General features: G+C 36.1%; 21 protein-coding genes. 2 read left to right on the top strand and 19 right to left on the bottom strand.

Translation table 11 applies throughout. From position 1 onward, the window contains the following. Positions 1 to 31: 31 nt before the first annotated feature. Positions 32 to 3736: a metallophosphoesterase gene (locus BW926_RS07745; RefSeq protein ID WP_228403420.1), complete on the bottom strand. Its 3705-nt coding sequence runs from the start codon at positions 3734 to 3736 to the stop codon at positions 32 to 34. 38 nt (positions 3737 to 3774) lie between these two features. Between BW926_RS07745 and BW926_RS07740 the strand changes: the two genes are divergently transcribed. Beyond that, on the top strand, positions 3775 to 4947 hold the full coding sequence (locus BW926_RS07740) for a Pycsar system effector family protein (RefSeq protein ID WP_076445874.1): 1173 nt from the start codon (positions 3775 to 3777) through the stop codon (positions 4945 to 4947). A 55-nt stretch (positions 4948 to 5002) separates the two neighbouring features. On the opposite strand, the gene BW926_RS07735 is transcribed toward BW926_RS07740, so the two are convergent. The 17 genes from BW926_RS07735 to BW926_RS07655 all read right to left on the bottom strand — a co-directional run bounded on the left by BW926_RS07735 (position 5003) and on the right by BW926_RS07655 (position 23169). Then, positions 5003 to 7303, bottom strand: a complete 2301-nt coding sequence (locus tag BW926_RS07735; protein WP_076445872.1) for a GAF domain-containing protein — start codon at positions 7301 to 7303, stop codon at positions 5003 to 5005. Between the two features lie 76 nt (positions 7304 to 7379). Next, a complete protein-coding gene (locus BW926_RS07730; protein WP_076445870.1) occupies positions 7380 to 8765 on the bottom strand; it encodes an NADH-quinone oxidoreductase subunit N in 1386 nt (461 codons plus the stop codon). Between the two features lie 16 nt (positions 8766 to 8781). Then, positions 8782 to 10275 (bottom strand): complex I subunit 4 family protein, encoded by a 1494-nt coding sequence (locus tag BW926_RS07725; protein ID WP_076445868.1) that lies wholly within the window; start codon positions 10273 to 10275, stop codon positions 8782 to 8784. Further along, positions 10275 to 12188, bottom strand: a complete 1914-nt coding sequence (nuoL, locus tag BW926_RS07720; RefSeq protein WP_076445866.1) for an NADH-quinone oxidoreductase subunit L — start codon at positions 12186 to 12188, stop codon at positions 10275 to 10277. Before nuoL ends, BW926_RS07725 begins: the two co-directional genes overlap by 1 nt. Positions 12189 to 12190: 2 nt before the next feature. After that, positions 12191 to 12520 (bottom strand): NADH-quinone oxidoreductase subunit NuoK, encoded by a 330-nt coding sequence (gene nuoK / locus BW926_RS07715; protein ID WP_062652978.1) that lies wholly within the window; start codon positions 12518 to 12520, stop codon positions 12191 to 12193. A 4-nt stretch (positions 12521 to 12524) separates the two neighbouring features. After that, positions 12525 to 13022 carry an NADH-quinone oxidoreductase subunit J family protein gene (locus BW926_RS07710; protein ID WP_072957421.1) on the bottom strand — a complete coding sequence of 166 codons (498 nt, stop codon included), beginning with the start codon at positions 13020 to 13022 and terminating at the stop codon, positions 12525 to 12527. Next, positions 13022 to 13579 (bottom strand): NuoI/complex I 23 kDa subunit family protein, encoded by a 558-nt coding sequence (locus tag BW926_RS07705; protein ID WP_076445865.1) that lies wholly within the window; start codon positions 13577 to 13579, stop codon positions 13022 to 13024. The genes BW926_RS07710 and BW926_RS07705 overlap by 1 nt, the downstream gene beginning before the upstream one ends. Positions 13580 to 13707: 128 nt before the next feature. After that, a complete protein-coding gene (gene nuoH, locus BW926_RS07700; protein ID WP_076445862.1) occupies positions 13708 to 14772 on the bottom strand; it encodes an NADH-quinone oxidoreductase subunit NuoH in 1065 nt (354 codons plus the stop codon). A 97-nt stretch (positions 14773 to 14869) separates the two neighbouring features. Continuing rightward, positions 14870 to 15868, bottom strand: coding sequence for an NADH-quinone oxidoreductase subunit G (locus tag BW926_RS07695; protein ID WP_076445859.1), 999 nt, complete (start codon positions 15866 to 15868; stop codon positions 14870 to 14872). Positions 15869 to 15895: 27 nt separating this feature from the next. Then, positions 15896 to 16777 (bottom strand): hypothetical protein, encoded by an 882-nt coding sequence (locus tag BW926_RS07690; RefSeq protein ID WP_076445857.1) that lies wholly within the window; start codon positions 16775 to 16777, stop codon positions 15896 to 15898. Between the two features lie 7 nt (positions 16778 to 16784). Then, the gene (gene nuoF, locus BW926_RS07685; protein WP_076445855.1) at positions 16785 to 18143 is read right to left on the bottom strand and encodes an NADH-quinone oxidoreductase subunit NuoF; all 1359 of its coding nucleotides are present in this window, start codon (positions 18141 to 18143) and stop codon (positions 16785 to 16787) included. Between the two features lie 89 nt (positions 18144 to 18232). Then, positions 18233 to 18742, bottom strand: a complete 510-nt coding sequence (gene nuoE, locus BW926_RS07680) for an NADH-quinone oxidoreductase subunit NuoE family protein (RefSeq protein WP_076445853.1) — start codon at positions 18740 to 18742, stop codon at positions 18233 to 18235. Between the two features lie 106 nt (positions 18743 to 18848). Continuing rightward, complete coding sequence (gene nuoD / locus BW926_RS07675) at positions 18849 to 20072, bottom strand: NADH dehydrogenase (quinone) subunit D (protein ID WP_076445851.1); 1224 nt, start codon at positions 20070 to 20072, stop codon at positions 18849 to 18851. 75 nt (positions 20073 to 20147) lie between these two features. After that, positions 20148 to 20642, bottom strand: coding sequence for an NADH-quinone oxidoreductase subunit C (locus tag BW926_RS07670; RefSeq protein WP_076445849.1), 495 nt, complete (start codon positions 20640 to 20642; stop codon positions 20148 to 20150). Positions 20643 to 20647: 5 nt separating this feature from the next. Next, the gene (locus BW926_RS07665; RefSeq protein WP_047397471.1) at positions 20648 to 21208 is read right to left on the bottom strand and encodes an NADH-quinone oxidoreductase subunit B; all 561 of its coding nucleotides are present in this window, start codon (positions 21206 to 21208) and stop codon (positions 20648 to 20650) included. Between the two features lie 74 nt (positions 21209 to 21282). Next, entirely contained in the window at positions 21283 to 21654 is a 372-nt protein-coding gene (locus tag BW926_RS07660) for an NADH-quinone oxidoreductase subunit A (protein WP_076445847.1), read from the bottom strand. 384 nt (positions 21655 to 22038) lie between these two features. Continuing rightward, positions 22039 to 23169 carry a GNAT family N-acetyltransferase gene (locus BW926_RS07655; RefSeq protein WP_076445845.1) on the bottom strand — a complete coding sequence of 377 codons (1131 nt, stop codon included), beginning with the start codon at positions 23167 to 23169 and terminating at the stop codon, positions 22039 to 22041. A 105-nt stretch (positions 23170 to 23274) separates the two neighbouring features. Between BW926_RS07655 and BW926_RS07650 the strand changes: the two genes are divergently transcribed. Next, positions 23275 to 23985, top strand: a complete 711-nt coding sequence (locus tag BW926_RS07650) for a zinc metallopeptidase (protein ID WP_076445843.1) — start codon at positions 23275 to 23277, stop codon at positions 23983 to 23985. Here BW926_RS07650 and BW926_RS07645 read toward each other — a convergent pair. Further along, positions 23982 to 24587 (bottom strand): IMPACT family protein, encoded by a 606-nt coding sequence (locus BW926_RS07645; protein WP_076445841.1) that lies wholly within the window; start codon positions 24585 to 24587, stop codon positions 23982 to 23984. The genes BW926_RS07650 and BW926_RS07645 overlap by 4 nt on opposite strands. Positions 24588 to 24608 lie beyond the last annotated feature (21 nt).

The raw sequence follows: 24608 nt of genomic DNA, 5'->3' as shown, positions 1-24608 counted from the left end.
AAAAGACATGTTAAAGATATAAATTTGTTCTTTAAAACGTCATTCCCACACCGGCAGAAACCCTTCCGCCATCCGTGCCTGTAAAATAATTAAGTCTTGCGGAGAACATCTCTACAATGCTTAGCCAAAAACCGCCTCCAAATGACTGATGCCATTTTCTGGAATCTTCATTGTCATTCCATACTCTTCCGATATCATATCCTACTAAAATTCCCATATTTGCGGGGATGATATTATTTCTCACTCTCCCAAAATCCCAACGGATTTCCGAGTTATTGGTAAAGTAAGACCTTCCCGAAAACCTGTCATTTCTGAATGCCCTCATACCATTATTTCCACCAATCGCTGCAGCTTGGTAAAATTCAAAATTGTTATTGTTGATCCACATGGCGTTGCTCGAATTGGCAAAAACAAAATTTCCTCTACTGTCAAGCCTGTGATCCAGGGTAAGTGTCCCGGTAAGGATCAGGAAGTTTTTATCAAAATTTGAAAGATTTGTTTTCCAGTCTGCATTTACAGTAAATTCCATTCCTAAAGTCGGAAACGCGTTATTATCAAGGTTTTTATAGCTAAAAGTATAATTTGCCCCTGCAAATTGCTGGTTGCTAAACACTTCAGGTCTTACGTCGGGTGAAACATCTACAAATCGATCCCCATTTTTCTGTACTTTATTATTTTCAAAAGTTAGCTGAAACTGATGAAATAAATTCGCCCAGCTTTTTTTGGAAATTGAGGGAGAGAAATTGATCTTTGAAATTCTTGCCCTGTTATATTCTCTTTCTGCAATATCTGTATCATAATCACTTTCGTTGGATAGCCCGAAGAAGTTTTTGGCAAAACGGGGAGTTGTAAAGGCGGCATCCAGATTGAAATCCCATCCGGAAATTGCTTTTTTGAAAATTCCTTTGTAAACTGCATTAAACCCACCGGTTGCAGTATAAAAATTCACTTTCAGGCTATGCTTTTGAGTATAAGGGGCGCGGATAAAATTATTAACTGTATAGTTTGCTAAAACCCCTAAAATTATACCATCGTCAGGATTGAAATCTGCGTTGGGATAGCCTGCAAAGAAATTGTATTTCGGGTGTTTATAATTGTACGTATTGATGTCATAATCATCCGAAATATTTTTCGTTGCTCCGTGAGTATTGTATATGTTTTTTTGCGATTTAAAATCATAAATCTTCACCTTGCTTCCGTTTTCTACATTGTAAGTATCATGATTGTAGCCGCCGACCAGCCTGATATTCATTTTGGGTCTTCCATTACCGGAAACGTCATAAATATCATCATCTTCAAGTCCATAGATCCATAGTTCTTTTGTTTTTGAATCATCATATGTCTTTTCAAAAACCAGTTCTGAATTTTCTTTGTTTTTATCTAATTTGTATTGTTTTACATTAACGGAATTCCCATTTTTTGTAATCACAAACTTATCAGGGTTTACTGTTCCTGCTAACGGAACTTTTTCCTGTAAAACATCGTAGTATTGTGAAGCGTATGTCTGTAATTTGGTTTTTCTTATTTTTAATTTTCGCTGAATATCAGCAATTGTTTCATCTTTTACTTCTTTTGGTAAATTGTCGAAAGCTTCGTCTATATCTTTATCTGTAAGGTGCTCCTGGATGTATTTTGCCTGCTCGATCCAGTCTTTTTCCGTAGAGCTTTTTAAGAAAATCAAGTCCAGAGGATAAGGTTCCATGGCCAGCCATTTTACACTTTGAATATCTTCCTTAAAGGTTTTCATATGGCGAATCGCCGGAATATTCATGATAATTTTAAAGGCCGCTCCGTCATATTTGCTGAATGCCTGATCTCTGTCTCTTGGGATGGGTTTGTAGATCTCTTTGTCGCCTTCCTGATATTCTGCCCATTTCCATTGATCTGAGTGTCTGTCCCAATCACCGATCAGCATATCAAAAATTCTGGCCCTGATGTAAGATTCCTGATCTACCGAATATTTGTAATTTTTGTTAAAATTTTTCAGTACATCATCTGTGGAAACAATATCTTTTGCATTATCTAAAGCCGCCAACGTTTTGGGATCTGAAGAAAAACGTTCTTCAATCATATACATTTCATTACCATAATTAATGTTATATTTACCCAAAGCCTGTTGTTTGGGGATGTAATATAATCTTGGATTGCTATGAAAAATATTCAGTTTATCAGCCATATTTCCTACAGAAAATGGAGTGAATGGATGATTGGTTGTATAAAAATCCATCAGGAACTTTTCCGGGAACGTATTATTCAGCTCATTTCCGAAAGTACTTTTCTTAAAAGCCATATTGTTCAGAAATCGTACAGCACTTTTCTTCACGCCTCTCATTACATACTCTTGCCCGTCTTGTGTTTTCAATCTTAAGCTGTTTGATTGATTTCCGCCGCCTTCTCTGAAAGGTATGTAGCCTCCGTCAAGTTCATTGAGATTTGCTGTTGGCGCTTCAATCTCCATTCCGTAATATTTCCTGTAATGCTCGCCCCAAAGCCATCTGTAAAATTTTCCTTTTTCTGTTAATTTTTTAGGATAAATTGTAGATGAAATAACAGCAGAAAATGAGTTTGGATAATTATTGACAAATTCCTTAGGCTTATCAATTACCTGAATGTGTGAAATTTTCTCGAGATTATTATTTGTTGTAGAAAAATATTCAACATCGGAACTTTGGTCTTTTCTGATATTTAAAACCGCAAATCCGCTTCCGCCATATGAAAAATCTGTTTTTTCACCAATAGAAGTGGGATCAACTTTTGAACCGGATCCGCTGATAATCTGCCTGATATTTCTTTCTTCATGGTATTGCAGATTGTGGTCGTGTCCCGAAACAAAAATGATATTTTCTTTTTCCTGAACAATACTTTTTAATCGATTGGCTAAATCAGCATAGTGTTGATTATTAATATCTTCCGGATTGGCACCAGAGGAGCTTCTCAATACATTAATCACACTTGCAGCACCCGGAACCGGAATCTTGCTTTTCAAAGGGAAAAGATGAGATTTTACAGAATTATAGCCTGCATGAGTTCCGCTGCTGATAACAGGGTGATGAAGAGCAACGATAATTATTTTATCCTGATTTTTATTAATCAGATCTTTAAATTCAACGAAAAGGTCTTCACGGGTTTTGATGTCGCAGTTTTTATTGATTCCCGGGTATTGATCCCAGTTTAATAAAGCCCATTCTGTATCGATAACGACTAATTTTATATCCTTTGTAAGGCTTATATCATCAATCGGGCAAGAGTTTTTCGGAAGAAAAGATTTTTTATCATCAAAATAATCTTTCACAAATTCTTCCTGATCCTTCATCCCGCCAAGACCATTATACCAGTCGTGATTGCCCGGAATTACTAAAGTTTTTCCCTTAAAATTTTTTGTAATGGAGAGTTGGTTTTCCAGTTTTTGCCTGGCCAGATAATAGTTTTTGTTTGACTTTTTAGGCATTCCGCTGGGATAAATATTGTCTCCGAGAAAAATTAGCATAGAATTTTTATCGGCGGCTTCAAGCTGGTTTTTTAGAAGATTCAAAGTATTCTGAGACTGAGCTTCATCTGCATTTCCGGCATCTCCAATTAAGAAAATTTTAAAATCATTTTCAGATTTTATATCATGATTTTCTATTTTAGATAGATTTTTACCTTTTTTTATGTTGTAAGTTGCGCAGGAATAAAGAACCCAGGCAAATATAGCTACTCTAAGGACAACAGAAGTTTTTTTTAGATGAGTTTTCAAGGAGAAATTCATAAATTTACGTTAACAAAATTTCGATGATGAGCATTTTACAAAAAGCCAAAGATTATGTTGAAATCCTATTCAAAGATAAACTATCTTTGGTATATTTTTATCATAATTTTATACACACTACGTATACAGTAAATAAAGCTGAGGAAATTATGAAAAATACATCTGTTTCCCAGGAAGATCAGGAAAAGGTGTTATTGGCGCTTTGGTTTCATGATGTGGGATACATAGAATCTGCTAAAGATCATGAAGAGAAGGGAGGAGTGATTTTGGAAAATTTTTTACAAAAAGAAAATTATCCTGAAAATTATATAGATGATGTCAAAAAATTAATTCTGGCCACAAAGATCAATTATGAACCCCAAAATCTTTTGGAAAAAATCATAAAAGATGCTGACTGCAGCCATTTTGCAAGCCATGACTACAATGATATTTCTGATGCATTGAGAAAAGAATGGGAGCTGACCAATGTGAAATGTTTTTCTAATGATGAATGGAATGCAGGAAATCTGGATATGCTTAAAAACAAGCATAAATTCTATACGGATTTTGCTAAACAAAACTGGCAGCCTTTGAAAGAGAAAAATATTAGGAAAATTGAGAAAAAAATAGAAAAAGAAGACGACAAAAAAGATAATTCTGAAAATAAAAAAGAGAAAGAAAAGGAGCCGAAATCTGACAGAAGCATTGATACTCTGTTTCGTGTAACGCTGAATAATCATACCAGATTAAGTGATATTGCTGACAGTAAAGCGAATATTTTACTTTCTGTAAATGCGATCATTATTTCCGTATGTCTTTCTGTTTTGGTTCCAAAGCTTGATACTCCTAAAAACTCTCACCTGATAATTCCAAGTTTTTTGCTGCTGTTTTCAAGTGTTCTTACCATCATTTTCGCAATTTTATCTACAAAACCGAATGTAACTGAAACAAAATTTACCAAGCAGGATGTAGAAGACAGAAAAGTAAATCTTTTATTTTTTGGTAATTTTAATAGAATGCTTTTTGATGATTATTACAATGCTATGAAAGATTTAATCAAAGACAAGGATTATATTTATGATTCGATGGTGAAAGATCTATATTATCTGGGAAAGGTTTTGGACAGAAAATATAAACTTTTATCTACGACGTATAAAATTTTCATGGCGGGAATAATTATTTCCGTGCTGTCTTTTGGGTACGCTTTTTTATCACTTTAAAAAGTAGAATTAAATAGTAAGTAATGTGAAAACTCATTCCGATTGAAATGAGTTTTTACGCTAAAGAAACCCTTAAAGCCAAAAGTCCGGTAGTTCCCTGCAGATCTTCGACCCTTAAGAATTCTACATCGTTTTTGAGGATGTTTTTTTTCTGTAATTTGTTAATATATTCCAGGTATTCCTTTTGATTTTCCATGCCAAAATAGACAATAGTGATCTTTCCCGGGCAGGTAATCCTGTCTGTGGAATCTTTTACATGAGCTTTATCAAGGCGTTTTTTGATGATTTCATAATAAGAATTATAGGCTCCATCTACATCGAATCGTTTTTCATCCATTCTGAATCGTATATCGACTTTTTCATTATAAACGAAAATTAATGAAGCAATATCGAGGTTTATTGGAAGATCTTTTTTGAAATTTTGAAATTCAAGCTCCATATTACAAATCGTTTTTAATTGCCAGTATCTTAGCTTATGAACTATTTTTGAATGATAATGAAGCTCCGGGGCAATATTCTGGCCGGTATAAAGATTGTGCTCAACACCATCGGATTTAAACCTTTCATAATAATGTGGGAAAATCTGTTGGGCTTTTACCTGAGCTTCGTCCAGCATGTCTGCCAGCTTTCTATTTACGAGTGTGATAGAATCATCCAGGCTTTTCCTGTTGGCATAGAAAAGATCTGTTTGCGGAAATACTTGGGCAAAATAATCTTTGATCTTAGCTTTGACTTCGCTTGATGATTTTATTTCTAATTTTCCCTGCAGGAAATGGTGGATTTCGTCCCTCAATAACCGCTGGAAACGCTGTTCACTGTCGGCTTTAATTTCGTTGTTTAATTCATTTTCAAAAATATCTAAAGCCAATATATATTTTTCGGATTCTGAATTAATTAACGAAAAAATTTGATGGAGCGATTCGATCTGCTGGTTCAAATCTTCGAGCATTAAACTAAACCGTTTTTCTGAAGATGAACGGATATCTGAAAAACCGAAAAGTGGGGTAAGATTTTTAAATGAAATCTGCTTTAAAGTATATATTTTTTTTGCAAGAGAGGCATTGAAATATTTCTCGGCTTCATTCCTGAATTTCCAGACTACGCTGTCATGAATGGTAGTATATTCCCGTTGAATAATCGCTTCGATCTGGTAATTTTTCTCAAAGCTGAACCTGTTTAAGGAGAACAAAATCATGTCTGAGAAAAACTCTAATTTTTTGAGCTTTAATCCGTTGAAGCTATTTGCGATGGGTGAAGTAAATTCCATAATTGCCAGCAGCTCATTATCTTTCACGATAGGGATCACCATAAAGCTGTTGATTTTATTATCCCTTAAAATTCTGAAAGAAGGCAGCGATTTTATATCATGATCCAGATTCTCAATATTGGAAACGACAATTGGTTTTGAATTATGATTTAAACTGGTGAATGTATTTTTTCTCGTTTCTTCATCAAAAGCATTGATCCAGAAATCGAGAATATGATTGGTAAAAACATTTTCATAAATAGGCAGCTTTTCAAGCCTTTGATCTTTTTTATTGAAAAGCATTAATCCGAAATTAAGCTGTGCTACATCAAAATAAGATTTAAAAATTTCTATTAAATTCTCATCAGGATTAAAATTTTCCGGATCAATCTGAATCATTGTTGATTTTAAATCCGACAAAGCAACTTCTGAAGTACAATCTACCAAAGAAATAATTGAAAATCCCTTTAATATCCATGATTTTGAAGGGAAATATTTTTTCCAGAGCTTAATGTCATCCAGATTTTCGAGTAACATATCCAAGACTTCAGCTGATGGAATTTTTGCTTTATCTGTAGGGCAAAGTTCCGTAAAATCTGCATTCACCGTGATTTTGTAATGCTTCATGATTCCGTGCTTATTCGGGATGTCGTAGTAAAACGGAATGTTACTTTTTATATCCCGTTTAAAATAGCTCTGTAAAATCAGGCAGCAGCAAAAAACATAAAATTCATCGTCGTCGATATTCCTCAGCTCAATCTCGAAATCTTTCCCGGCATCTTTTAATATGGCTTTAAATCTTTCCGTATAATTGAAGGTAATATTTGAAAGGGGGATGCTTGCGGCTTTTATTTCGTTATTTGTCAATCCGGTAGGGAAGAGGTCAGCCAGCAGGAGTTTGATGAGGTCATCATTTTTTTCCAGCAGAGAAGTATCCTGAAAGCCATCTCTAAGCTCTTTGAAATTTTTTGTTTTTTCGATAATCGATTCGGCATAGTTGACGCGGTATTCCAAACGGTCGTTATAGCGGATATGCTCAAGCACATCCAAATATTTTTTGAACGAAATATATACCTGAAATGGGGCGTCTTTTTTGTAGAGATCTGACAAAAGGTGAAATTTAGAGTAAAGTTAAAAAAAAACCACAACTTCGCGGGTTGTGGTTTATTATTTTTATCATGAATTTTTACAATCCGAATATTCCTGCAAATAAGTCAGGGGCAACTCCTAAAACAATGATTGCTGCCAGAACAACTACTCCCACAATATTGTATGTAAGGGTTACTTTTTCTGAAGATTTGAATGTGCTTTCTTTAAAGAAGAACATCGAAATGATGAGTCTTAAATAATAAGCAATAGATACTGCAGAACCTAAAACCGCTATTAGTACAAGAAAGACTCCGTGGTTAGAATTCATCGCTTGAGAGAATAAAGAAAATTTCCCCATGAAACCAGCCGTTAACGGAACTCCTGCCATTGAAAGCATAGAAATTGCCGCTACTGTTGCCAATAAAGGTTCTGTTTTAGCCAATCCTTTGAAAGCTCCGAAAGACGTTTCTCTTTTCAGTTTTTCAACATAGATCAAACACATGAAAACTCCTACTGTTGATAAAGCGTACGCGAATAAATAGAACGCTAAATTATAAGTAGAAAGGCTTGTCATTCCGAAGAACACCAACCCGATGTATCCTGCGTGAGAAACTGAAGAGTATGCCAACATTCTTTTTGCATTTGTCTGAGCAAGACCCATAACATTTGCTAAAAGTAAAGTAATAATTAAGAATACTCCAAAAACATTAATCCATTCTTCTGTAACACCACCAAATCCGATGGTCATTAATCTGAACAATGCGAAGAAACCTGAGATTTTTACAACACTTGCCATGAAAGCTGTGATTAATGAAGGCGCGCCGTAATAAACATCAGGGCTCCACATGTGGAACGGTGCTAATGCTACTTTGAATGCCAATGCACAAAGAATCAATAATACTCCTAAGATGAACATCACATCTTTTGGATTTGAAACTCCAAAATCCTGGATTTTATATAAATCGAAACTTCCGACACTTCCGTAGATAAATGCAATACCGAACAACAAGAAACCTGTTGCGAATGCACCCATTAAGAAATATTTAATTGAAGCTTCGTTTGATCTAAGATCTGTTTTGTTAGCTCCCGCCATTACGTATAATGGAATAGAAAGAATTTCAACTCCTAAGAATAACGTTACTAAGTTTTGGTATCCGAAAAGGATAATTCCACCGCACAATGCAAAAAGCATCAATGCATATAATTCTGATTGGTGACTTCTGTGATTGCTAAATGCAAAACCTCCCAAAAAGAATAATAATAATGTCGTTACAATTGATATTTTTGTGAATAACGCAGTATTGGCTGTATAGTCATACATATGTCTGTACTGTCCGAAGAAAGCACATTCCGGCATGAAACTTACCCATAATGCGATGATTAATCCCAAAATCCCAATGTATCTTGCGAATTTCCCTTGTTCAAAAACTCCTGAAAATAACGCAACAACTGCCGTTAGGAAAACAATAATTAAAACACTCATTTTTTAAAATATCAAATTAGCTTACCATTGATTGGTAGATAAACTTCAACGAACTATTCACCATTTCGATTATCGGTTGTGGGAAAATACCAAATATAATCACAAAAACCGCTATACTTGCCAGTACAGAAAACTCTACTGAAGATAAATCTTTTACTGTGCTTAAAACAGCATCATCTCCTTGCCCAAACATTGCTTTTCCGTAGAATCTCAATAAATATACTGCAGCAAGAATTACCGTAAGACCAGCGATTACCGCCGCCAATCCGTTAAAATCATACACAGATTTCAACAAAATAAATTCTCCGATGAATCCATTAGTCAATGGAACTCCCATTGAACCTAATATAATGATCAAGAATAACACGGCAAATTTAGGAGCAACTTTCGCCAAACCTCCCATTTGTCTGATGTCTCTTGATTTAAATCTCTTGTATAAAATATCACAACAGTAGAATAAACCTACAACGTTGATACCGTGAGCAAAAGTCTGTACCAAAGCACCTTCAGCACCTTCGATGTTGAAAGTTCCTCTTAAAGTGATCACTGCAGAAGCAAAAATACCTGCAACCATTAATCCTACGTGAGAGAAAGAAGAATAAGCAATGATTCTCTTCATATCTGATTGAATGATAGCAATTAAAGCCCCGTGTACAATTCCTACAATGGCTAAAATAATTACAATCTGTCCTGAAATTCCTGCAATCGGAAGGGGAGTGATTGGTAATAAATAACGAAGAACTCCATAAACCGCCATTTTAAGCATGATACCAGATAAAAGCATCGAGCCTTGAGTTGGCGAATAGGTATACGTATCCGGTTGCCAAGTATGGAAAGGAAATACCGGTAATTTTACTGCAAATGCAAAGAAAATAAACCAGAATACCACCGTTTGTTGTGTTTCGTTTAATTGAGCATTATATAAATCTGTCAGGGCAAAAGATGCAGAGTGATTGTAAACATAAATTAATCCGGCTAACATAAATAATGACCCAACGAATGTATATACGAAGAATTTCGTAGTGAATTCAAATCTTTTATTTTCCTGACCCCAAAGTCCGGCAATAAACCAGATCGGAATCAATGTTACTTCCCAGAAAATATAGAACAATAATCCGTCCAACGAAGTGAAAACTCCTACAAGACCGAACTGCATCAGCAGGATCAAACCGTAGAATGTATTTCTGTAGCTTACATTTTCATTAAAAGAAGATAAAATAATGATTGGCGCTAAAATATTAGTCAACAATAAAAGAAGCAAACTCATCCCATCGATCCCGAAGTGAAGAGAACTCTTCATAAATTGTGACCAAGGGTAATTGATCTCGTGCTGCAATACGCTGTCTACTGTTGGCGTAAAATTAAAATCCGCTGTAATGTAGAAGGTAACAAGCATTTGAACCAATGCAATTCCCAGTGCCAAATATTTGCTGGATTTATCTTTCCATGCAAAAACTAATCCCGAACCTACTAGAGGTAATAGTAATAATGTTAATAATAAACCAGACATTATTGTAATATAAAGTTAACAATCAGTATAATTCCCACAGCCAAAGACATGATTAGAATGTAGTTTTCTACATTTCCATTCTGGATACGCTTCATCGCTTTTCCGCTGTCTTCAGCACCTTCACCTACGAAGTCTACAAAACGATCAAGAATACCTTTATCAAACATCTTTCCTCCGCGTCCTAATCCTTCAACAGTTTTTACAATTAATGCATTGTAAAGTTCGTCAACATATAATTTTTTAGCAGACAGTTTTTCCCATCCAGTGTATTGCTCTTCAGGAAGAGCTTGTTTTTTCTTGTTCACGTAAGTATTTTTAACAATGAACCAAACACAGAAGAACATTAAAACTGTTGCTCCTAAAAGTATCATTTCAGTACCAAACGGAACTCCAGAAAGAGTAGCTTCCATTTGTTTAAAGCTTTCCTCAGTAAGAACCGGCTTCAACCATTCCATTAATTTAGCATAATGACCGTGACCGATGAAGTGAGGAAGATTAATTAAACCACCCAAAACAGAAAGAATAGCCAATACGATCAAAGGTAATGTCATGTTAGATGGGCTTTCGTGTAAGTGGTGCTTTTGATCTTCAGTACCTCTGAACTCTCCGTGGAAAGTCAAATAATATAATCTGAACATATATGTTGCAGTAATAGCTGCTAAAATGAATAAGATTACCCAGTAAATAGGATTTTTTGCAAAAGCTGCTACTAAAATTTCGTCTTTTGAAATCATCCCTGATAATAAAGGGAATCCTGAAATTGCCAGTGTTCCAACTAAGAAAGTTGCGTGAGTGATTGGAATGTACTTTTTCAAACCTCCCATGAAACGCATATCCTGTTCGTTGCTCATGGCGTGGATTACAGAACCTGCTCCTAAGAATAATAATGCTTTGAAGAAAGCATGCGTCATTACGTGGAACATTGCTGTTGTATAAGCTCCAAGTCCTAAAGCGATGAACATAAATCCAAGTTGTGAAACTGTAGAATATGCCAATACTTTTTTGATGTCGTTCTGACGTAATGCGTAGAATCCTGCCAAAGCAGCTGTTAAGAATCCGATGAATAAAATTCCTCCCTGAACAGTTGGTGCTAAAGTAAATAAGAAGTTTGATCTTACTACTAAATAAATACCCGCCGTTACCATCGTTGCCGCGTGAATTAACGCAGAAACAGGAGTTGGACCAGCCATCGCGTCCGGTAACCAAGTATATAATGGAACCTGTGCAGATTTACCAGTTGCACCGATAAATAAACTCGCTGTAATAAAGATAATTACTGTTCCGTCTAATTCAAATTTTCCGGCGTTTTGCGCTACAGAAATATAATCTAATGAATTTGTCTGTGCTGCAATCATGAAAATACCGATCAATAACGCAAGGTCACCGATTCTGTTCATGATGAATGCTTTTCTCGCTGCTTTACCGTATTCTTCGTTAGTATACCAGAATCCGATTAGTAAATAAGAACATAATCCTACACCTTCCCATCCAATGAATAAGATAAGGTAGTTACATCCCATTACCAATAATAACATGGAGAAGATGAATAGATTTAAATAAGTAAAAAACTTATAAAAACCTTTATCGTGGCTCATGTATCCGATAGAGTACAGGTGAATTAAAGATCCGATTCCTGTGATAATCATTACCATCATTAATGAAAGCTGATCGATCTGGAATCCGAAATCAATCTGAACTCCGTTTACTGTGAACCATTTGAAAGCCTTTACGATAACAGCAGGACTTTCAGAATCGAAATTCATGAAAAGACTTACTGCAATACAGAAAGATCCGAAAACCATTGCCGTAGCCAAACTACCCACAACAATTTTAGGAAGATTTTTCCCGAAAAGACCGTTAATAAGAAAACCTAAAAGTGGTAAAAGTACTATTGCATATATTAAATTCTCCATTCTTATCCTCTTAATTTATTAAATATACTTACATCAACAGAACGGGTATTTCTATATAGCATAGCAATAATTGCCAAACCAACCGCCACTTCCGCAGCAGCAACCACCATAATGAAGAAAACTAAAAGTTGTCCGTCTCCGTTACCTTTGTACGCAGAAAATGCAGCCAATAAAAGGTTCGTAGAATTTAGCATAAGCTCAACACAACCCAAAATAACAATAGCATTTTTTCTCAACAATACGCCCAACACTCCTAAACTGAATAATACAGAAGAAAGAATGATGAAATAATTCAGAGGGATGCTTTGTATAAATGTATTTACTTCTCCCATAATTTTATAAATCTTTTTTACCGATTAATACCGCACCTACAATACCTGCCAAAATAAGGATGGATGCAAGCTCAAACGGTAAAACATATTCATTAAACAAAAGTCTACCCAGATTTTTAGTAAGACCAACGCCTTTGTCTACATTTTCAACAACAACGTGGTTTTGCTGAACACCTCTGAATACGCCCAAAATTCCCGTTAATAAAAGACCTGCCGTAAAAACTCCAATAAATTTTAAAGTATTGTTCTTCTTACTTTCGTCTTGTTTATTAAGATTTAGCATCATCAGGATATAAAGGAATAATACCATGATCGCTCCGGCGTATACAATAATCTGGATAATCGCAAGGAATTGTGCATTCAGAAGGATGTACATACCCGCAATAGAAAACATCGTAACAATTAATGACAAAATAGCATATAAAGGATTTCTGGCAAATACGAAATACACCGCACTCGCCACTGCTAAAAACGCCACCAAGAAAAATAAAAACTGATCCATTATTTTACCGCATTTTTTTGTTTCTCGGATTGTCTTTCAGTGATATCAATCCTTTGATTTATTTTTTCAACCAATTTATCTTTCCCATAGATGAAAGAACCTCTGTTGGTTTCCACGTCTACCAATCTGTCTGTAAGATAGATTGCAGATTTCGGACAAGCTTCTTCACACATACCGCAGAAAATACATCTCAGCATATTGATTTCATATACCGATGCGTATTTTTCTTCTCTGTAAAGATCTCTTTCTTCCTTAGTTCTTTCAGCAGCAGTCATTGTAATTGCTTCTGCAGGACATGCAACCGCACAAAGTCCGCAAGCTGTACATCTTTCTCTGCCTTCTTCGTCTCTTTTCAAAACGTGCTGACCTCTCCAGATATCTGCTCTCGGTTTCTGTACTTCCGGATACGAATATACTGCGGGAGCACCTTTCAATACGGTTCTTACAGCATGCTTAAATGTAATCCCCATTCCTGTAATAATCGCAGGTAAGTAGATTTTTTCAGCAAGGGTCATTTCTTTATTAGAAACAACTTTTGATCTGTTCGTAAGTTTCATTTAATTATAGATGTTAGATGTTAGACATTAGATTTTAGACTAATCTTGCCTGTTATCTTAATTTTTAATATTCTATTAATACACAAACCTTATAGATTTTTAAAACCTATAAGGTTTAGATAAAATAATTAATTTCCAAATGCTAAAATCACAGCACCCGTAATTAATAAGTTTACCAATGCCATTGGAATTAAAGTTTTCCAACCTAAATGCATTAGTTGGTCATATCTAAATCTTGGAAGCGTCCATCTGATCCACATGAAGATCAAAATTCCAATTACCGTTTTAGTTAAAAATGCTACGATACTCAAGATCCCTGCAGTGTTTTCACCCCAGTTTTGAGTTACCCACTCAATTCCAGGATAATTGTAACCACCGAAGAAAAGAACGACCATGATCGCATTGGAAATAAACATATTCACGTATTCACCGAACATGTATAAACCTAATTTCATGGATGAGTATTCTGTAGAATATCCTGTTACCAATTCAGATTCACACTCAGGTAAATCGAAAGGGTGTCTGTTTGTTTCTGCTAAAGCTGCTACAAAGAAAACAAGGAAAGCAATCGGCTGATAGAAAATATTCCAGTTAAGACCTGAAACCCAAGGAATTAATCCCCAAAGTTTTCCGTTGGTCTGACTTGCCGTAATTTCTTTTAAATCTAAACTTCCCGTCATCATAATGATAGAAAGCAAAGCCAATCCCATTGCCAATTCGTAAGAAATCATCTGAGAAGAAGCACGGATTGCACCTAATAATGAATATTTGTTGTTTGAAGCCCAACCTCCGATCATGATTCCGTAAACACCAATTGAAGCCATTCCGATGATGAAAAGTACACCAACATCGATGTTAGCCACCTGAAGATCATAAGAAGTACCTGCAATATTTAAACTTTTACCCCAAGGAATAACCGCTCCCGTGATTAATGAAATAAACATTACCAAAGCCGGTCCCAATACGAAAAGGAATTTTTCTGCATTGGCAGGTGTAAAATCTTCTTTAAAGAAGAACTTTCCACCGTCAGCAAGAGGCTGCAACAATCCGAAAGGTCCAGCTCTGTTGGGACCAATTCTATCCTGCATGATAGAGGCAACTTTTCTTTCTGCCCAAGTAGAGTAGGCCGCAATCGTTAACGAAAGCAGGAAAAGCGCTAGTACAAGTATAAGTTTAAATGTAAGTAAATCCATTTTTATTTGTAAAGATTTTTAGATATGAGATGTCAGATGCTAGATATAAGATAAAAGTCTGATGTCTAGTGTCTAAGATCTAATTGTCTTTAATTAATTATTTTTCGTCTTTTTCACTGATTTCTTTCGCCATAGGATTGTCCAATACTCTTAGCTCATCCTTAGGTTTTTCGTAATGATTCAATGAAATAACAGAATGCCTGTCGATGTGTCTAGGACCTTCGATGTTCCAGTCAGAAAGTTCTTTTCTTTCGAAACGGCAAGTATCACAAATGAATTCTTCCACTTCACCCCACTGATCTTTTCTTGCAGTAACTCTTACGATTTCATCACCTTTCATCCATACTGTTGCTTTTCCTGAACATTTATCACATTTGCAAGTAGCATTCATTGGCTTTGTAAACCAAACTCTGCTTGCAAAGCGGGCTGTTCTGTCTGTTAATGCTCCAACCGGACAAACGTCGATTACGTTTCCGATGAAATCATTGTCTAGAGCTTTATTTAAATAAGTAGAAATTTCAGCGTGATCTCCTCTGAACAAAATTCCGTGTTCTCTTTCTCCTGTTAACTGGTTTGCAGCCAATACACATCTTGCGCACAGAATACAACGGTTCATGTTTAATTTGATGTGAGGACCAAGATCGTCCGCTTCATAAGTATTTCTTTCAAACTCAGTTCTTGTGTTTTCCACACCATGCTCATATCCAAGATCCTGAAGGTGACATTCTCCGGCTTGGTCACAAATAGGGCAGTCTAACGGGTGATTAACCAACAAAAACTCAGTTACAGCTTTTCTACCTTCCTGAGCTTTATCAGAAGTAAGATTTTTTACTTCCATACCATCCATTACGTTGGTTCTGCAGCTTGCAACCAATTTTGGCATAGGACGAGGATCTGCTTCCGACCCCTTAGAAACTTCTACAAGACAAGTTCTACATCTACCTCCACTGGTTTCCAATTTGCTGTAATAGCACATTGCAGGAGGTACAGATTTTCCACCGATTTGTCTTGCAGCTTCCAAAATAGAAGTTCCAGGCAAAACTTCGGTAGTCTGTCCGTCTATAGTTATTTTGAATTTTTTAACTTCTTCGCTCATATTGTATGCTTTAAGCAATAGGCTTTGTTATTTATATTTCTTAGTATTGAATGTATATCCGATCCCGGCAAGGATTTGTCCAAAAACAAAATCCTGTTGTGCTTTGTCCGGCTTATTATTTAATGTAGTTTTGATATCCCACATATTGATATATCCGGCTTTTGCTTCTGCTCTTATCATCCAGTTTTTCCAGAAGACAAGATTAAGGCTGGATCTTACATCAGCTCCCATACCTGCTACGTGAAAGCGGTCGCTTCTTTCATTTCCAAAAAGTTTTACATTACTTTTTGGGAACATTACTCCAAGACCTGCCCCATAAGACCATACTAAATCTATATTTTTCTTATGAATAAGGTTTTTGTATTTTTCTAAACCTATGTTTTCATAATTCAATCCGTCTGTATGCTCAAAAGTAAGAAACTGCTCGTCTGATAAATCTACCTGACCATTATGTACCATCGCAGCATATTTCGGATCTGAAATTGTACCTGAAAAATTAACCGTCTGATTCTGATCCATCACATATTTCATGTGGTCTATCCCCAAAACAAGGGCTAAATTATCTTTAATAAAATACCCTGCTCTGAAATTGTACTGAACCACTGTAAACCATCCAGGATTGATATAAACAATACCAAACTTGGTAGGCCTGTCCTGTGCAGATACGTTATTTAGCTGAAAGTCATAACCATTTCCTGTGAAATGAATATCAGAGTTACTGAACGCAGCTCTGTTCCATCCAAAGAAAACGAACATCTGACCTTTTTTACTTAATGGTAAAGGCTTTTCCTTTTTTTTGGTTTTGTAAGAAGCCTCTTCTAGTTTATATTCCTTCTCTAATGTATCTTTTTTTACTTGTCCAAAGGCAATCCCCGACATCAATATGCCGGCAACTAATAATTTTTTCATCTTTTAATTAAGCATTCTTTTCAACAGTAGGGATTGGATCTGCATAATGTGCCAATCCGTAGTTTTGAGTTTGTGATAACTCAGGATTTTTGATGTGCCATTCGAACTCATCTCTGAAGTGACGAATAGCTGCTGCAACAGGCCAAGCTGCTGCATCACCCAATGGACAAATCGTGTTTCCTTCGATTTTTCTCTGGATATCCCAAAGTAGATCGATATCTTCCATTTTTCCTTCTCCTTTCTCGATTTTCTTTAAAATCTTGTACATCCAACCCGTTCCTTCACGGCAAGGAGTACATTGTCCGCAACTTTCGTGATTATAAAATCTCGCTAAAGTCATGGTATGTTCTACGATACACTGATCTTCATCCAACACGATGAAACCTCCTGAACCCATCATTGTTCCGGTAGCAAAACCACCATCTGCTAATGATTCGTAGTTCATATATCTTGGTTCTCCGTTTACGGTTTTTAATAATAAATTAGCAGGAACAATCGGAACAGAACTTCCTCCAGGGATACAAGCTTTTAATCTTTTTCCGTCTTTAATTCCACCGCAATATTCTTCTGAGTAAATGAATTCTTCAACAGTGATTGTCATGTCAATTTCATAAACTCCCGGTTTGTTAATGTTTCCACAAGCAGAAATCAATTTCGTACCTGTAGATCTTCCAACTCCGATTTTAGCATATTCAGCTCCTGTAATATCAATGATTGGAACTACTGCCGCGATAGATTCAACGTTATTTACTACCGTTGGTCTTTCCCAAAGTCCTTTTACAGCGGGGAATGGCGGTTTTAGTCTCGGATTTCCTCTTTTACCTTCAAGAGATTCAAGCAATGCAGTTTCTTCACCGCAGATATATGCTCCACCACCTCTTTGAACATAAATTTCGCAATCGAAACCTGTTCCTAAAATATTTTTACCTAAAAATCCTGCTGCTTTAGCTTCTTCAATCGCCTCTTCTAAAATATCAGGAATCCAAGAATATTCTCCACGGATGTAGATATAAGAAACGTTTGAGCCTAAACAGTAAGATGAAATCAACATTCCTTCGATCAATAAATGAGGAAGAAACTCCATCAGATATCTGTCTTTGAAAGTTCCCGGTTCAGATTCATCGGCATTTACAACCAAGTGTCTTGGAACGCCTTCCGGTTTTGCCAAAAAGCTCCATTTCATCCCGGTTGGGAATCCAGCTCCACCACGTCCACGAAGTCCTGAAACCTTTACTTCTTCAAGAATTTCGTCCGGTGTCATTTTCAAGGCCTTTTCAGCTGCTGTGTAACCTCCCTGTTTACGGTATGTTTCCAAGTAGCGGATACCTTCTATATGTGCGTCTTTAAGTAAAAGTTTTTTACTCATTTTAGTATGCTTTTGGCGAATGGCTTCTACACTTCGACAAGCTCAGTGTGACAGCTTTTGCGCCTTTTTTTAATTAGTTTAAAATTTATTTAGCCCAAATCAACCTGTCCTTCTCTGCAAAGATCAAGGATTTCGTCAACTTTTTCTATCGTTAAATTTTCGTGAAAGAATTTTCCTAACTGCATCATTGGAGCATATCCACAAGCACCAAGACATTCAGCGGGTTTTAATGTGAACATCCCGTCTTCCGTAGTTTGTCCGTCTTTAATGTTCAGTTTAGTTCTGATATGGTCAAGGATTTTTTCGCTTCCGCAAACCATACAAGGTCCCGTTCTGCAAACTTCCAAAACATATTTACCAACCGGCTTCATATTGAACATCGTATAGAAAGTTGCAACTTCATATACTTCAATTGGCTTAATACTCAATAATCCCGCAACATAATCCATAACAGGAACGTCTAACCATCCTCCGAATTCTTTCTGTGCCAAATGCAGTACAGGAAGAAGAGCCGATTTTTGTCTTCCTTCAGGATATCTTGCGATAATTTTGTGTACCTGTGCTAAACTTTCCGGTTTAAAAGCTATTGTTTCGCTCATTTTTTATCTAAGATTTCAGATGCCAGATTTCAGACATCAGATTTTAAATTTATATATAAAGGAAAAAGTCTTACATCTAAAATCTGATGTCTGACTTCTTCTTTTTTTATGCGTCTAATTCTCCCGCAATAATATTCATACTACACATCGTTACGATCGCATCGGAAATTACAGAACCTGTAATCATCTCAGGATACGCCTGGTAGTAGATAAAACATGGTCTTCTGAAGTGCAGTCTGTAAGGACTTCTTCCACCATCACTCACTAAATAGAACCCTAATTCTCCGTTTCCACCTTCTACAGCGTGGTAAACTTCACCTTTAGGCACATCCGTTTCTCCCATTACAATTTTGAAATGGTAAATCAAAGCTTCCATTTTTTGATAAACATCGGCCTTTTCAGGAAGATAGAAATCAGGAACATCCGCGTGGAATGGTCCTTCAGGAAGATTTTCGTATGCTTGTTTGATGATTTTAATGGATTCCCAGATTTCCTGTTGACGAACCATGAAACGGTCGTAAGTATCTCCTGATGTTCCCACAGGAATAATAAAGTCGAAATCCTCGTAAGAAGAATAAGGTTGTGCAACTCTTACGTCGTAATCTACACCTGTTGCACGTAAGTTGGGACCGGTGAAGCCATAGCTTAATGCTCTCTCCGCAGAAATTGCTCCTGCTCCGATGGTTCTGTCCATGAAAATTCTGTTTCTTTCTAATAAAGTACAGAATTCTTTGAATCTTGGTGGGAAAGTTTTAAGAAAATCCTTTAATAACTCATGGAATTTTGGAGTAAAATCTCTCTCAAAACCTCCGATTCTTCCCATATTTGTTGTCATTCTCGCTCCGCAGATCTGTTCGTACATATCATAAATACGCTCTCTTTCGATGAACATGTATGTAAGACCAGTAATTGCTCCGGAGTCCATCCCGGTTACACCATTACAGATAAGGTGGTCACCGATTCTTGCTAATTCCATTAAAATAACACGCATATAATCTACACGCTTAGGAACTTTAACTCCGATTAGCTTCTCAACTGTCATGTGCCAACCCAAATTGTTGATCGGTGCAGAACAGTAATTCATACGATCGGTAAGGGTAGTGATCTGAGAGTAATTTCTTCTTTCAGAAATCTTTTCAAATGCTCTGTGGATGTATCCAACTGTTTGCTCGGCGTGAAGGATTCTTTCCCCGTCCATCGTTAAGATATTCTGGAAAATCCCGTGCGTTGCAGGGTGGGTTGGTCCTAAATTGAGGGTGTATAATTGACCATCAATCTGCTCCTTACTGTCGTACTGGTTTAGTATATTAGATAATGAGTTATCTTTCATAATTTAAATGCTTTAGGCGATAGGCTTTAGGCTTTAAGCTTATGGCTTACTGCTTACTGCTTATTGCATTATATTTTATCTTCCGAACATGCTATCGTTCTTGTCGGTTCTTGTTCCGTCCTCCAAACGATATTCCTTCAACATTGGGTGGTATCCAAGATCTTCCATATTTAAAATAGCTCTAAGATCAGGATGTCCTTTAAATTTAATTCCGAAGAAATCAAAAGTTTCTCTCTCCATCCAGTTGGCTCCGGCATATAATTCTACTAAAGAATCTACCTCGATATTTTCTCTGGACATAAAAATTTTCAGACGCAATCTGAAATTAGACATCATATTATGCAAATGGTAAACAACGCCTACTTCTTTCTCTGGAAACTCAGGGTAATGGATTCCACAAATATCTGTGAGGAAATTAAATTCAAGCGATGAATCTTTAAGATAATGAACAATTTTTTTCAAATCTTCTTTCTTCACCTCAATCGTCAGCATTCCATAAGGTTCTGAACTCGCGATTATAGACTCCGGAAATTCTCTTGTGATTGCTTCTAATACAAATTCGTTTGTCATTTCCGTTAGTTGCTTATGTTGTAAGAATCTAATAATTTTTGGTATTCAGGCATATCTCTTCTTCTGATGCTTTCGCTTTCTGCAAGAGCCTGAACCTGCATTACTCCTTCGATAATCTGCTCCGGTCTTGGAGGGCATCCCGGAACGTAAACGTCTACTGGGATGATTTTATCTATACCCTGTAATACAGAATAAGTATCAAAAATACCACCGCTGGAAGCACATGCTCCAACTGCTACCACCCATTTCGGCTCTGCCATCTGAGTGTAAACTTCTTTTAGGACTGGTCCTAATTTCTTAGATATAGTTCCGCAAACCATCAGCATATCTGCCTGTCTTGGTGAGAAAGAGTTTCTTTCCATACCAAATCTTGAAGCATCATATGTCGGGTTCAGGGTAGCCATAAACTCGATACCACAACAAGAGGTTGCAAAAGGTAACGGCCAAAGTGAAAACTTTCTTGCCATTCCGATTACGCTGCTCAGTTTCGTTGCGAAAAACCCTTCTCCTTCAAATCCTTCCGGAGCAGGTGCATCTGTTCTTATTACTGGTTTGTTGTCTGACATTTTTTTATAAATATTTAAAGACGAATTGAATTTAAAACTTAGATTAAATAAGATTCATCTTTTAATGTTAAAATTTATTTATCCCAATCTAATGCGCCACGTTTCCAGACATAGAAAAATGCCATGAAGAAAATCGCCACGAATGTAAGTACTGCCAAGAATCCTTCCATTCCGAATTCTCTGAAGTTTACAGCATATGGATAAAAAAATACGATTTCAATATCGAATAATACGAATAATACCGCTGTCAAAAAGTATTTGATGGAAAACGGCGTTCTTGCATTTCCTTCAACCAGGACACCACATTCCCAGCTTTGGTTTTTCACAGAATCTCCTTTTTTCTGTTTTGGCCCTAAAAAATGCGCTCCAAGCAAAGAAACGGCTACGAATGCTACCGCAACACCTGCTTGTAATAGGATTGGAATATAACTTTCAGGTAAATTCATTTTTGCATTATTATCTCAATTTGCAAATTTACAGAATAAACAAGAAAGCATGAAATTAATCAGCTTAAAAGTGGTATGAAAATGGATAAATTTGATAATTTAGAATCAATAAAAATAGTATTTATTTTTTCATTTTTTTAAGGAGAGAAAAAGCCATAAAAGAGATATAACCGAATAATATACTTGAGTATATTATGTTAAATATACTATTTGTTCTATCATCTTCTATCTTGAAAAATAAATTATAAACAATAAATCCTATGATCAAAATGGCGAAAATAATAAGGTGTGGTTTCATTATGAAAATGGTAAGGTTTGTGGATTATAGCTGATTAAAGCAAATAACAGCAGAGGTTTTGAAATGGGTAATTTAATCACTCACTGTTAATTATTTATATTAAGCGAATACGTTCTTCTCCTTTTATGGTTTATCGGATTATAATCTTGCCAAAGAAGCTGTACGTTTTTATTTTCTTCCAATTCAGGATTGGTCTCAGCAAAATTAATTCCCATGCTTGTAAAGCGTACAAAAATTTCTTTGAAGATAATGGCTGTAACGCCACGTCTTTGATATTCAGGATGAATTCCGATAAGGTAAAAATTGGCACGGTCATTCTTCTTACTCGCCTGTAGAAAATGCCACCATCCGAATGGGAATAATTTTCCTTTTGATTTTTGTAAAGCTTTTGAATATGAAGGCATTGTAATAGCGAAAGAAACCAATTGCTGATTTTCGTCTACTACGCAGATCACATAATTTTTGTCAATTAAAGGGAAATATTTTTCTTTATATGTTTTTATCTGCTCGTCTGAAATCGGGGTGTAAGTAGAAAGGTGTTTATAGGTTTCATCCAATAGCTTAAACATAGGCTCCACAAAAGGTAAGATTTCTTCTTTCGATTTGAAGTGAAGAACTTTAAGTTTATATTTCTGAGCAATTAATCCACTGAATTTTTCAACTTTTTCCGGCAACACTTTAGGGAAATTCATTTCAAACTCCACCCATTCTTTTTCTTTCGTTAAACCAAGATCTTCAAGATGTTTAGGATAATATTCATGATTATAGATCCCGATCATTGTCGCCAGTTTATCGAAGCCCATTGTCAGCATTCCTGCTTTGTCAAGATTGGTAAAACCCATTGGTCCTTCGATTTTGTCCACTTTTTTTTCTTTGGCATAATGTATTGCTTTTTGAATCAACGCTTTGGAAACTTCCTCATCATCAATAAAATCGATCCATCCGAAACGTACCTTCTTGATACCAAGTTCTTTTTCCTCCTTATAATTGATGATCACGGCAATTCTTCCGGCAATTTTATTGTCTTTGTAGGCAAGATATTGTTTGGCTTCAGAATAGCTTAACGCAGGATTTTCTTTGGCATTCCAAATTTTCAGTTCGTCTTTAATGAATGACGGAACATAGTAAGGATTGTCTTTATATAGATCCATTGGAAATTTTACAAACTGCTTTAATTCGGCAGGTGTTTTTACTTCAATAACAGAGACTTTAGACATAGTGATATGAGTGTAATTAAAGAACAAATATAATTAATTTAAATGTAAAACTTTGGCATAGTTTTTACATGATTTTTAGTTAAAAATATACATAAAATTAAGATAATGGGAGGTTATTATATAATAATAGGTATTTCAATGTTGGTAAGCTGGTGGATTTCATCCAGATTGAAATCAAAATTTGAATATTATTCCAAAGTCCACCTTAGAAACGGACTTTCGGGTAAAGAAGTGGCAGAAAAAATGTTGAGAGATAACGGAATCAATGATGTTCAGGTGATTTCCGTTCCCGGACAGCTGACCGATCATTATAATCCGGAAAATAAAACGGTGAACCTTTCAGAAGGTGTTTATATGCAGAGAAATGCAGCAGCGGCGGCGGTTGCAGCCCACGAGTGTGGTCATGCGGTACAACATGCGGTTGGATATTCGATGCTTCAGTTGCGTTCGAAATTGGTTCCTGTCGTTAATATCAGCTCTAATTTAATGCAGTTTGTTATTTTTGCAGGGATTGCCATTATGGCAGCTACAAGAACGATTGAAGACCCTAGTGGCAATACAACGGTTTTAGCAATAGGGGTTTTAATGTTTGCCGTTACGACTCTTTTTGCCTTTATTACACTTCCTGTAGAGTATGACGCCAGCAACAGAGCGATGAAATGGCTGAAGGACACGGGAACTGTGACATCAGAAGAATATGTTGGTGTTCAGGACAGCCTGAAATGGGCTGCAAGAACTTATGTGGTAGCTGCTATCGGCTCTCTGGCACAGCTTCTGTATTTTGCATCTTTGCTGATGGGAGGAAGAAGGGATTAATCTTTAAATATAAAAGAAACATATTGCATCTCGGAAAGCTTTTCTGAGATGCTTTCTTTTTGAGCAATCTTTAAAGATGCGGTAAGGATACAGTTTTCGTTAGCATCAAAATTCAGGACTTTTGCATCGTATTTTGAAAGAAGAGTAAAAATGGTGTTCTGCTGATTAAAATTAAACTGGATTTCCATTTCCGTTTCCAGTTCTTTTACAATGATATTGGCCTCTTCCAAAGTAATTTTTGCGGATTCTTTATAAGCTTTTACCAAACCGGACACGCCTAGCTTTGTTCCTCCATAATAACGAACTGAAATGACCAGAACGTTTGTAATTTCATTCGCTAAAAGTTGATTATAAATAGGCAAACCTGCACTTCCGGAAGGTTCTCCGTCATCATTAGCGCGGTAGTTTTCACCATTCAAACCTATTCTGAATGCATAGCAATGATGTGTAGCTTTAGGATGCTCGGTCCAGATTTTTTCCAAGGCGGCTTTTAACTCTTCTTCATTGTTTACAGGAAAGGCAAATCCGATGAATTTGCTCCCTTTTTCTTTTAATAAAGTGTTTTCTACAGGCTTTTCTATGGTTTTGTATTCGAACGTCATTGATTAATGTCTTAGAATTTT

Source organism: Chryseobacterium sp. RU37D, assembly GCF_900156075.1.
In the GTDB taxonomy this organism is placed as follows: domain Bacteria; phylum Bacteroidota; class Bacteroidia; order Flavobacteriales; family Weeksellaceae; genus Chryseobacterium.
Note: the sequence above shows the minus strand (reverse complement) of the source record. Positions and strands in the feature narration are given on the sequence as shown.